The 11456-nt window shown below is 63.2% G+C and carries 9 protein-coding genes; 4 read left to right on the forward strand and 5 right to left on the reverse strand.

The window, feature by feature from the left end; all coding sequences use genetic code 11:
* Nucleotides 1–176: 176 nt before the first annotated feature.
* From KJQ96_RS31190 to KJQ96_RS31200, 3 genes are read left to right on the forward strand one after another with little or no spacing between them, the layout of a single operon-like run.
* Nucleotides 177–1529, forward strand: a complete 1353-nt coding sequence (locus KJQ96_RS31190) for a cytochrome c (protein WP_213290190.1) — start codon at nucleotides 177–179, stop codon at nucleotides 1527–1529.
* A complete protein-coding gene (locus KJQ96_RS31195) occupies nucleotides 1526–2023 on the forward strand; it encodes a (2Fe-2S)-binding protein (RefSeq protein WP_213290191.1) in 498 nt (165 codons plus the stop codon). Before KJQ96_RS31190 ends, KJQ96_RS31195 begins: the two co-directional genes overlap by 4 nt.
* Complete coding sequence (locus KJQ96_RS31200; protein WP_213290192.1) at nucleotides 2020–4248, forward strand: molybdopterin cofactor-binding domain-containing protein; 2229 nt, start codon at nucleotides 2020–2022, stop codon at nucleotides 4246–4248. The genes KJQ96_RS31195 and KJQ96_RS31200 overlap by 4 nt, the downstream gene beginning before the upstream one ends.
* A 6-nt stretch (nucleotides 4249–4254) precedes the next feature.
* On the opposite strand, the gene KJQ96_RS31205 is transcribed toward KJQ96_RS31200, so the two are convergent.
* From KJQ96_RS31205 to KJQ96_RS31215, 3 genes are all read right to left on the reverse strand, one after another.
* A complete protein-coding gene (locus KJQ96_RS31205) occupies nucleotides 4255–5631 on the reverse strand; it encodes a VWA domain-containing protein (protein WP_213290193.1) in 1377 nt (458 codons plus the stop codon).
* A 6-nt stretch (nucleotides 5632–5637) separates the two neighbouring features.
* A complete protein-coding gene (locus KJQ96_RS31210) occupies nucleotides 5638–6585 on the reverse strand; it encodes a MoxR family ATPase (RefSeq protein WP_213290194.1) in 948 nt (315 codons plus the stop codon).
* Nucleotides 6586–6692: 107 nt separating this feature from the next.
* The gene (locus tag KJQ96_RS31215; protein ID WP_213290195.1) at nucleotides 6693–7328 is read right to left on the reverse strand and encodes an HAD-IA family hydrolase; all 636 of its coding nucleotides are present in this window, start codon (nucleotides 7326–7328) and stop codon (nucleotides 6693–6695) included.
* A gap of 108 nt (nucleotides 7329–7436) precedes the next feature.
* Here KJQ96_RS31215 and KJQ96_RS31220 point away from each other — a divergent pair, with 108 nt between their 5' ends.
* A complete protein-coding gene (locus tag KJQ96_RS31220; protein ID WP_213290196.1) occupies nucleotides 7437–8198 on the forward strand; it encodes a trypsin-like serine protease in 762 nt (253 codons plus the stop codon).
* A 194-nt stretch (nucleotides 8199–8392) separates the two neighbouring features.
* On the opposite strand, the gene KJQ96_RS31225 is transcribed toward KJQ96_RS31220, so the two are convergent.
* Nucleotides 8393–10615 (reverse strand): acetate--CoA ligase family protein, encoded by a 2223-nt coding sequence (locus KJQ96_RS31225; RefSeq protein ID WP_213290197.1) that lies wholly within the window; start codon nucleotides 10613–10615, stop codon nucleotides 8393–8395.
* 176 nt (nucleotides 10616–10791) lie between these two features.
* Nucleotides 10792–11370 carry a class GN sortase gene (locus KJQ96_RS31230; protein WP_213290201.1) on the reverse strand — a complete coding sequence of 193 codons (579 nt, stop codon included), beginning with the start codon at nucleotides 11368–11370 and terminating at the stop codon, nucleotides 10792–10794.
* Nucleotides 11371–11456 lie beyond the last annotated feature (86 nt).

Here is an 11456-nt window from a genome sequence, read left to right on the forward strand (position 1 = left end):
CAATTGAGCGATCAATAGGCCAAAAACATCGTGGCAAGTCTATGCCTGATTTTGATGTTCCCGCGGCGTGTTTCGGCAAAGGGTCAACTGCCGGTGATCGGCGCGTCCGGGGACGAACGACGCAGGGAGATTTGTGTTAGAAGGCAACCCAAGCAACAAAAACCCGAGGCGAGAGCATGCGGGCATCGACGCGGATCATTGCGGGCATCGTTGCCGCCGTGCTGATCGCTGCCGCGGTCGCAGCCTTTGCCATTGCGTGGCGCCCGGCAATCGCGGCAATCGATCCTCCCGACCCGCAATCCTTCGATACCGCCCTGGTCAAGCGAGGCCGCGATCTGGCGGCGATCGGCAATTGCAGCGATTGCCATACGCCGCGTGGGGCTAAGAATTTTGCCGGCGGCCTGCCGGTGCCGACCCCGTTCGGCACAATCTTTTCCACCAACATCACGCCGGATCCGGAGACGGGAATCGGCCGATGGTCGGAAGCGGCATTCCGCCGCGCGATGCGGTCCGGCGTCAACCGTGAAGGCCAGCACCTTTATCCGACATTCCCATACGACCACTTCACCAACGTCAGCGATGAGGACGACCGGGCGCTCTATGCCTTCTTGATGACGCGGCAGCCGGTTCGCGCAGCGGCACGCGAAAACCAGCTTTCTTTCCCGTTCGACCAGCGGCTCGCCATCGCCGGATGGAAATTACTTTTCCTTCGCCCCGACGCCTATCGGCCCGATCCCAAGCAGAGCGCCGAGTGGAACCGCGGTGCCTATCTGGTCGAAGGGCTCGCCCATTGCGGCGCCTGCCACACGCCGCGAAATGCGCTGGGCGCGGAGCGCGTCAGCGCACGATTTGCCGGCGGCGATGTCGACGACTGGCACGCCTATGCGATCAACGACCAGTCCCGCTCACCCGTGCCCTGGACCGCCGATGCATTGTTCACCTATTTGCGCGAAGGCTGGCATCCTGATCACGGTACCGCGCGCGGGCCGATGGCGAAGGTGGTCAGCAACCTGTCCTCGGTGCCGGCAAGCGATGTCCGCGCCATCGCCGTCTATACGGCCAGCGTTTCCGGTACGCCGACGTCTGGCCGCACGGGACCAAGCGATGATGCCTTGGCGCGCGCCAAGATGGCCTCGCAGACAAATCCCGTTGGCGCGTCGATCTACACTGCCGCTTGCGCATCATGCCACGAGGGCGGCAGGCCGCTTCCTTATGGCGGGGTCGATCTCGGCCTCAGCACCTCGATCTCAAGCCCCGATCCGCGCAATCTCGCCAACGTCGTCCTTTCAGGCATTGACGCGGTGGAAGGCGAGCGCAGCCCTATCATGCCGGGCTTTGCCGCCAGCATGAACGATGATCAGGCTTCGGCCTTGCTCAACTATTTGCGGGCACGGTTCAGCGACCAGCCGGCATGGGCCGACCTCAAGAAGACCATCGCGGACGCGCGCCGCACCCAGGCTGTATTTCTCCAGACCTCGCCCGCGCCGCGCAACGCGCCTGCCGACCCTCAGCAGCGAGAAAAGCCATGACGACATTGAAGGTCAACGGCCGTGAGCATCAGGTCGACGCGGAGGCGGATACCCCGCTGCTCCATGTGCTGCGTGACGACCTCAAGCTCAATGCCGCCAAGTACGGCTGCGGGTTGGGACAATGCGGCTCGTGCACGGTAATCGTGGACGGCAAGGCGGTGCTGTCCTGCGTCGTGCCGATGGTGCTGCTCGAAGGCAAGCAGGTAACGACGCTGGAGGGTCTCGGCACGATCGCCGAGCCCGCGCCGATCCAGCGGGCGTTCATGGAAGAGCAGGCGGCGCAATGCGGCTATTGCATTCCGGGAATGATGATGCGGGCGCAGGCCTTGCTGCAGAAGAATTCGAAACCGACCGACGAGCAAATTCGCGCCGAGCTCGAACCGCATCTGTGCCGCTGCGGCACTCATATGCGGATTCTGCGTGCGGTGCATCGCGCGGCGCGGCTGATGGACACGGCGGATGCGTTACCAGCAGCAAACGGGAGCGCCCGATGAACGCCCCCCTTATTCTCGATCGCCGTCGCATGCTGGCAGGCGGCGGCGCGCTGATCGTCAGCTTCTCACTCGGCAGTGCCTTGGCCCAGCAACAAGACGCGCCCGCGGCTTCCGCACCGAGCCCGCCCGGCAGCTTGAAAACATCGCCCTATCTCGACGCGTGGATCCGCATCGATGCCAATGGCGTCGAGGTGTTCACCGGCAAGGCCGAACTCGGGCAGGGCTTCAAGACGGCGTTTCAGCAGATCGCGGCCGACGAGCTCGATATCGCCTTTGAGTCTCTCAAGGTGACGACGGCGGACACGCGCCTGACCGCGAACGAAGGCTATACGGCCGGCAGCAACTCCATGAAGGACAGCGGCACCGCGATCCAGAACGCGGCGGCACAGGTCCGCGCGTTGCTGATCGCGGAAGCGGCGCGGCGGCTTGATCAGCCTGAGGCGAACCTGCGGACCGAAAATGGCGCGGTGATCGCGCCGGATGGCAAGCGCCTGCCGTATGGTGAGCTCGTCGCAGGCGAGATGTTACATGTTCAGGCGCAGCCGACATCCAAACTGAAGGACCCCGCGACGTTCAAGGTGATCGGCCGGCCTGTGCCGCGCGTCGACATCCCCGCAAAAGTGACCGGCGGAGAGGCCTATGTTCAAGACATGCGGCTGCCCGGGATGCTGCATGCCCGCGTCGTGCGGCCGCCGAGCTACGGCGCGCAACTGACCGAATGCGATACCGCCGCCGTCGAGAAGCTGCCGGGCGTCGTCAAGGTCGTGCGTGACGGCAATTTCCTGGCCGTGGTCGCCGAAAAGGAATTCCAGTCGATCAAGGCGATGAACGCGCTTGCCGCTGCCGCCAAATGGAAGGAAACCGCAAGCCTGCCGAAACAGGATGATCTGCTTAACGTGTTGACCAGCCTGCCTTCGCAGGACACGACGATCTTCGAGCGCAGCAATCCCGCGGTCACTGGCCAGAAGACCATCGAGGCGACCTATACGAGACCCTATCAGGCGCATGGATCGATCGGTCCGTCCTGCGCGGTCGCACAATTGATCGACGGCGCGATGACGGTGTGGACGCATACGCAAGGCGTCTTTCCCGATCGCCAGGGGATCGCCGAAATGCTGCGTATGCCGCCAGCCAGAGTTCGCCTGATCCATGTCGAAGGCTCGGGCTGCTATGGCCATAACGGCGCCGACGATGCCGCGGCCGACGCCGCGGTGATCGCCCGTGCGTTACCCGGCCGGCCCGTTCGCGTGCACTGGACGCGCGAACAGGAACATGCCTGGGAGCCGTTCGGCCCGGCGATGGTGACGAAGCTCAAGGCCTCACTCGACGGCAATGGCAGGATTGCCGACTGGAATTTCGATGTCTGGAGCAATACGCATTCGATGCGGCCGGGCGGCGCCGGGTCGATGCTGGCGGCGCAGCACATGGCGCAACCGTTTGCCGTGCCGGCTCCGAGGCCCTTGCCGCTGCCGGAAGGCGGCGGCGACCGCAACGCAATCCCGTTCTACAATTTCCCCAACGCGCGTGTGGTGCATCACTTCATTTCCGCGATGCCTTTGCGGATTTCAGCGATGCGCGCGCTCGGTGCCTACCACAATGTGTTCTCGATCGAGAGCTTTATCGATGAGCTTGCCATTCTCGCCGGCGCCGATCCGGTCGAGTTCAGATTGAAACATCTCGACGATCAGCGCGGCCGCGACGTGATCGAAAAGGCCGCGCATGCCTTCGGATGGAAATCTGATCAGAAGCCGCCGCCAGATCGCGGTTACGGCTTTGCCTTTGCGCGTTACAAGAATCTGGCCGCCTATTGCGCCGTCGCTTCCGAAGTGGAGGTGAACCGCGAAACCGGTCGCCCGCGCCTGATCCGTGCGGCGGCGGCGGTCGATAGCGGCCAGGTGGTTAATCCGGACGGGCTGATCAACCAGATCGAAGGCGCAATCGTGCAGTCGATGAGTTGGACGCTGTATGAAAGCGTAACGTTTGACGACACCAGGATCACCAGCATCGACTGGCAGACCTATCCGATCCTGCGTTTCAATTCAGTGCCCGAAAGCATCGAGGTTCACATCATCGACCGGCGGGGGCAGCCGTTCCTCGGCAGCGGCGAAACCGGGCAGGGCCCGGCGGCGGCCTCGATTGCCAATGCCATCGCCAACGCCACGGGAAAGCGACTGCGGAACTTGCCGCTGACGCGCAAGCGTATCAAGGAAGCGATCGATGCGTGAAGGCGGCTACTGATAGCTTGCCACGATGTCGGATACCGCGCGTTCAAGCTGCTTGGCGGTAGCGCATTGGCGGACGACCGTGCAGAAGGTCGAATAGCGCGGCATTTTGGAATCGCCCCAACCCCAGGCCATGCGTCCCTCGGGATTGAGCCAGACCAGCCGTTTCGACCGCTCGGCAATTCGACGAAGGATATCCGCCCGCGGATCGAGGTTGTTGCTGCGGGCATCGCCGAGCACGATCACGGTGGTTTGCGGCGTGATCGCGCTCATCCACTTGTCTTCAAAGTCGGCCAGGGAACTGCCGTAGTCGGAGGAGCCGAAACCGACCTTGGACATGATCTCGGCCATCGCCTCTTCCGGCGATTTGGATTCCAGGATGTCGCTGACTTCGATGAGGTGTCCTGAAAATGCGAACGAGCGGACGTCGTCCACCACCTCGTGCAGGCTATGGATCAGCAGCAGGAAGAAATCCGAAACCCGCGCCACTGAGCCCGAGACGTCGCATAGCGCCACGATCTTCGGCTTGTCGCGATGCCGCCGCTTCCACGCGGTGAGGAAGGGCACGCCGCCCCAGGCGGCGTTGCGGCGGATGGTGCGGCGGACGTCGAGATGGCCGCGGCGCTGGCGCTTGCGCGGCTTGGAATAGCGCTCGCGCAAGCGGCGCGCGATCTGGCGGATCAGATGTCGCATCTTCTCGACCTGCCGCGGCTCGATCCGCGATAGCGGCGCGTTGCGCAGGATTTCGTTGCGCAGGTTTTCCGCTTCCTCGCGGCCGTACAGCATCAGCGCCTGCGAGACGGTGTCGCGCACCGTGCCGCGCAGGCCGTCCAGCGCGTTGGTCAGCCGCTCTGCCAGCGCCGGGTTGGTGGCGGCGAGATTATCAAGATCGTCGCGCAGGCGCTGGATGCCCATCTGGTCGAGGATGCGGCCGGAGAAGATGCCGCGCTGGGTGAAATATCGGATGTCGGACAGCGAGGCCGCGCTCGCCGCGTTGGCAATCGCAGCCGAAAGCTGGTTGCGATCCTGCGCCAGCAGCATTTGCGCGAGTTGGCCGAGACCCTCGGTCTGCTCGTCGTCGCCGCTTGTCTCGCCCGGTGAATCGGATGCCGAGTTGGATGCGTCCGCATCCCGCTCGTTCGGCTTGCCGTCTTCGGGCGGCGACTGCGGCTCGGGTTGATCGAAGAACAGATCGAAGCAATCGCCGAGCGCCTTCTTCTCATCCTGCGTCTTGGCGAGCGTCAGCAGAAAAGTGTCACGCAGGATGGTGCGGTCGGTAAAGCCGACCTTGGAGACGGCCCGCATTGCGTCAATGCTTTCCGCCGGCGAGAGCCTGACGCCTGCGCCCCGCGCCGCACGAAAGAAGCGATGCAGGTTCTCGCGCATTCACCGTCACCCGAAGACGTTTTGACGCGAGGCCTTGGCGATAAAGGTAGAGACCTGCGGCATGGTCGCCTCGATATCCGCCTCGTATTTCAGGAGAACGTTGAGCGTGTCCTTGACCATCTCGTGGCCAAGCTCGGGCGCCTGCAGCAGCACCAGCACGCGCGCCCAGTCGATGGTCTCGCTGACCGACGGCAGCTTCTTCAGGTCCAGCGTGCGCACCTCGTGGATGAAGCTCACCATCTGCTTGCGCAGCGTCTGTGAAATGCCGGGCACCCGGCTTTCGACAATCCGCTCTTCCAGCTTCTGCTCGGGGAAGCCGATATGCAGATGCAGACAGCGCCGCTTCAGCGCGTCGCCGAGGTCGCGCTCGCTGTTCGAGGTCAGGATCACGGTCGGCGGCGCGACCGCGACTACCGTCCCGAGTTCCGGAATCGTGACCTGGAAATCGCTGAGGATTTCCAAGAGCAGCGATTCGAATTCGGCGTCGGATTTATCGATTTCGTCGATCAGCAATACGCAGCCCGCGGGCTGCTCCAGCGCCTGCAACAACGGCCGCGGCTCGACGAACTCCTTGGAGAAGAATACGTCGCCGAAATCGTGAAGCTGGTTCAGCGCCGCTTCCAGCGTCGGCGCGCCGCCGAGCACCTCACCGAGCTTGTCCTTCAGGATTTGCGTGTACAGAAGCTGCTTGGCGTATTTCCACTCGTAGAGCGCCTTCGCCTCGTCGAGCCCCTCATAGCATTGCAGGCGGATCATCTTCATGCCGCGCCAGGCGGCGATCGCTTTGGCCAGCTCGGTCTTGCCGACGCCGGCCGGACCTTCGACCAGAATGGGCTTCTCGATCTGCTGCGCCAGATAGACCGCGGTCGCGATCTGGCGGCTCGCAATATAGCCTTGCGCCGCAAGACCGCTTTCCACTGCCTCGATCGAGGCCGAAGGCCTGATATCAGCCACCGGGTTTCAACTCCGAATTCGATGATTTCGGAATGTTCTGCCTGCGTTCACGGCAAAGGACAAGCGCCGTTTGGTCATAACGAGCGCGCAGTTCCGCTATTTTCCGCCTAGCGCAATGCTAGCCCGGTCGCTGCTTCCAGTTCATTAATCGCTTGCGCCGCACTGACCACCTTGATCGTGGTCATCCCCATCTCGCGCGCCGGCTTCAGATTGACGCCGAGGTCGTCGAGATAGACGCAGTCCTTCGGATCGACCTTCAGCGTCTCAACCATCATCCGGTAGATGCGCGGGTCGGGCTTTCGAAGGCCGATTTTCGCGGACTCGATGACGTGATCGAACAGCGTCATCACTTCGGCGACATAGAGCGTGCGCCCGCTGTGGCTGCCGATGGCGTTGGCGGGCAGATTGTTGGTGATGCAGCCGGTCTTGAACTTTGCTTTCACGCGCTTCAGTGCCTCGACCATTTCGGGCCGCAGATCGCCGGACAGTAGCGGCAGCACGTCCTTGCCGCGAACCGCCGCGCCCAGCGCCAGCGATTCGGCCGCAAACAATTCGTCGAAGGCTTCGATATCGACCTCGGCGCGCTCGAATTTTGCCCAGGCATTTTCCAAATGATTGGCGGCGTTAGTGCGCCGGATGATATCGGCCGGCAGCCCGCGCTCGGTCTCGAACCGCGTGAATGCCTCGAATGGCGAGGTGGTGAGCACCCCGCCGAAATCCCAGATCACTGCCTCGATCATCATGTCCTGCCTGAAGTATCGCTCCGGGGAGCCGCTAACACGGATCGACTGCCCGAACCAGCCCGATCGCCGCGCTTGGCGATGCGCGCCGCACAAGCTATTGCTGCGCCGATGAAGATACTGCCTCGAATGACTGCCGGCCTGGTGCTGCTGCTTTCCGTTCCCGCCCATGCCATCGTCGGCGGTGGTGCGCCATCCACCGAAGGTGTGGCCCGCTCTATCATCACCATCGTCGGATCGCGCGGCAATTTCTGCACCGGGGCCTTGATTGGGCCAAGGCTGGTGTTGACGGCGGCGCACTGCGTGCAGCCCGGCGCGGAATACAAGATCGTCGAGTATGGTGCGGACAGGCAGCCTTCGCTGCAGGACGTGAAGAGCATCGCCATTCATCCAGGCTTCAATATGCAGGCGATATCAGGACATCGTGCGACGGCGGATGTCGCGTTGCTGCAATTGGCGGCGTCGCCCAAGGGGAAGACGGCGGCCGCGCTCGGACTGCCGAATATCCCAATCAACATCGGCAGCCGTTTTACGATCGCGGGCATCGGCGTAACCGTCCGCGGCGACGGCAAGAGCGGCGGCACCATCCGCCTCGCCAGCCTGGTCGCGGCCGGCAGGCCGGGAACGTTGCAGATCAGGCTGGTCGATCCGGCGGGACAGGGCACGCGTGACGGGCTCGGCGCCTGCACGGGAGATTCCGGCGCGCCGGTGTTCGAGGACAAGCCAGGCGGTCCCGTCATTATCGGCGTGGTGAGCTGGTCGACCGGTCCGAACGGCAGCGCCGGCTGCGGCGGCATGACCGGCGTCACGCCGCTGACGCTGTATCGGGACTGGATTTTGCAGTCCGCGCAGAAGTGGGGAATGGGGTTGTAGCCACATCCGTCGTCCCTGCGAACGCAGGGACCATAACCACCAGCCCACATTGTTGAAACGCAGCCGTCGCCCCGAGTGCCCATTCCGCTGGCCGCGGCGTATGGGCCCCTGCGTTCGCAGGGGCGACATGTTGAGAGGTTCTCGGCTCTATTCTGTCGTCCCTGCGTTCGCAGGGACGGCAATGAGCCCGCCGCCTAATGCCCCGCCGCCTTGTTCGCGGCGGCATTGTTCAGCACGATCAGGCCGTCGACAGCGACGCCGACCTTGCTGTTGATCAAAAACGGATTGACGTCGATCGAGGCGATGCGGTTGCCGGCATCCGCCATCAGGTTCGACAGGCCGACCAGCGCCTTCACGGCGGAAGGCTCGTGCAGCGCCGGCTTGCCGCGATAGCCTTTCATCTTGATGCCGGCCTTGGTCTTGGCGATCAACTGTTTTGCTTCGGCCTCATCCAAGGGTGCGCCGGCCAACGCGACATCCTTCATCAGCTCGATATCAACGCCGCCGGTGCCGAACAGCACCACGGGACCCATCTCGGCGTCGAGCGAGGCGCCGACCACGAGTTCGAGATCGGCCTTGACCTGCTGCGCGATCAGAATGCCCTCGAGCTTCGGCTTGCTCTTGATCTTCTTTACCCGCGCGGTGATGTCGTTGAACGCCTTCTTCACTTCCGCCGCGCTGTTGAGGTTCAGCACCACGCCGCCGATGTCCGACTTGTGCAGGATGTCGGCACTGACTACCTTTGCGACCACGGGGAAGCCGATCTTCTTGGCGATCTTGACGGCTTCCGCCGCGGTCTGCGCAATCTCTTCCTTCGAAACCGGGATGCCGTAGGCTTTCAGCAGTTTCTTCGACGCGACCTCGTCGAGTGCGGCGGCGCCGTTGGCGGCCTTGAGCGTCCTCTCCAGCATTGCGCGCGCGGAAGCTTTCGAGCTCGAGACGATGTCAGGCACTTCCTTGCGCAAGGACGCATATTCGATCAGCGACTTGATTGCCCCGACGGCGCGATCGAGGCCCTGCATCACAGCAATGTTCGGCAGCGACTTGCGCAGGGCCTTGGTGAATTCGGTGAACCCGATCGACATCGCGCTGATATAGACCACGGGCTTGTTAGCGGTTCCCGCCATCTCGTTGACGAGGCGCAGGTTGCGCTCGCGCAATTCGTGCGGCGCCTTCGGCAATTCGGCGTCGATGATGACGATGTCGGTGTCGGGATCGTCGATCATGATCTTGATCGACTTGATGTAGACGGAGGGGTCGACCACGGCGGCAAAACCGGCATCAAGCGGATTGCCGACAATGCTGCCGGGTCCGAGCATTTGCGCCAATTGCGCCGTCGCATTCGGGCTGAGCGGGGCGAAATTCATGCCGGCCGAATAGAACGCGTCGATCAATAGGCCGCGCTTGCCGCCGGAGAGGGATACCGCGGCGAGCCGGTTGCCCTTCGGCGGATCGGCATGGACGAAACATTCGGTGGTCTCGATCAGTTCGTCCAGTCCGCGGACGCGGATCACGCCTTCGCGGGTCGAGATCGCGTCAAAGGTTTCGATCGAGCCCGCGAGCGCGCCGGTATGCGCCATTGCCGCAGCGCGGCCGCCTTCGGAGGCGCCTAGTTTGAGCGCGATGACCGGCTTGCCGGCATCCCGCGCGGCCTTGCAGGCTTCACGGAACACTTTTGTGTTCCGGACACCTTCGAGATAGACGACGATGACGCGGATCGAGGGATCGGCGGCAAAATAGGTCATCAGGTCCGGCGTCTCGAGCCCGGTCTCGTTGCCGGTCGTCACCATATAGCCGACGCCGACGCCGCGATCCTCCAGCGTCTGCCGGATCGCCATCACGATCGCGCCGGATTGGCCGACAATCGCGACCGGTCCGGCCTCCATTGTGACGATACGGTCGTCGATGTTGGTGAACAGTTTTTCGCCCGCGCTCAGATTGCCGAGGCAGTTTGGTCCGGTGACCGCAAGGCCGGTCTCCTCCACAGCTTGCTTCAGTTCAACCGCCAGCCGCTGGCTCTCCTCGTCCTGCAACTCGCTGAAGCCCGAGGTGACGATGGTGGCGGAGCGCGCGCCCGCCGCCGCGGCATCGCGGATCACCTGGACAGCGAAGCGCGCCGGCACCAGTACCAGCACGTGATCAGGCTGTTCGGGGAGGCTGGCAAAATCCTTGTAGCAGGGCACGCCCCAGATCGTCTCGCGCTTGGCGTTGACCGGAAACAGTCCGCCTTCGTAACCGTACTTGATCAGATTGTTCCAGATGCGCTCGGCATAGTTGCCGGGCTTGTCGGTAGCGCCGACCAGCACGATATTGCGTGGGTGCAGCATCGCATGGATGCTCTTGACGATGTCGCTGGCGTCAGGCGATGGCGACCATTTTTCGACCGTGTGCAATGCGGTGCTTGCCTGAGCGTCCATGGATATCCCTAACTCTGTTGTTCTTGGTTGTTTCTTGGCCGCGGCGATCGAGCACGATCGTCCCGCCGTAATTTTCTTTTGATTGGGACCTCTTTATTGAGCCTTGGCGAGGGTGGCAACACGCGTTGCGCGATGAGCGCCATTCGCGCCGCGCAAGATTTCCCGGCTCACAGAATTCAGTGCGTATCTGATACGGGTCCGATCATCGTGGCGTGCACAAGGTAGCGCTCCGGCCCCTGATTCAGCGCGTCGAACGGCCAGCAGGTGGACAACACTAGTTTATGCCCGTCCGCGAGCGGATCAATGCCGGAGTCGTCGAAGCGCACGACCGAGGTCGTATCCACCCGATAGCGGAACGTCCGGCCGTCACGTCTTGTGACGTCGATTTCGTCACCGACTATGACGTTCTTCAGGAAGGCAAAATGCGTATCGCGATGCGCCGAATAGACGGCGACGCCGCGTTTGCCTGCGTCGGGCGTCTGTTCGACGTGACCCGGGCCGAAGGCGAGCGCTTGACCGCTGCTGCCTGCGAGCACGATGGCGCGGGCACCGAGCCGCTTTACCGCGATACGAGCAACCGGCCGGGTGTCGGCCCACGACCACGGCTTTGTCTCGCGCCCGGTCGCGATGGTTTCCTCGAAGGCGCGCTCGAGCAGGACCTGTGCGAGCAGCGCCTTGGCGTGGATGTACGCCCCTTGGCCGAACAGGATCAGGCCGATGAGTGCGAGAAGGAGCGGGAGGACGAAGCGGGGCAATCTCATCGGAGTACTCCGTCATTCCGGGATGGTCCGAAGGACCAGACCTCAGGTGCGCAATTGCGCACCGGGGAATCTCGAGATTC

It is taken from the genome of Bradyrhizobium sp. sGM-13 (genome assembly GCF_018398875.1).
Classification (GTDB): Bacteria; Pseudomonadota; Alphaproteobacteria; order Rhizobiales; family Xanthobacteraceae; genus Bradyrhizobium.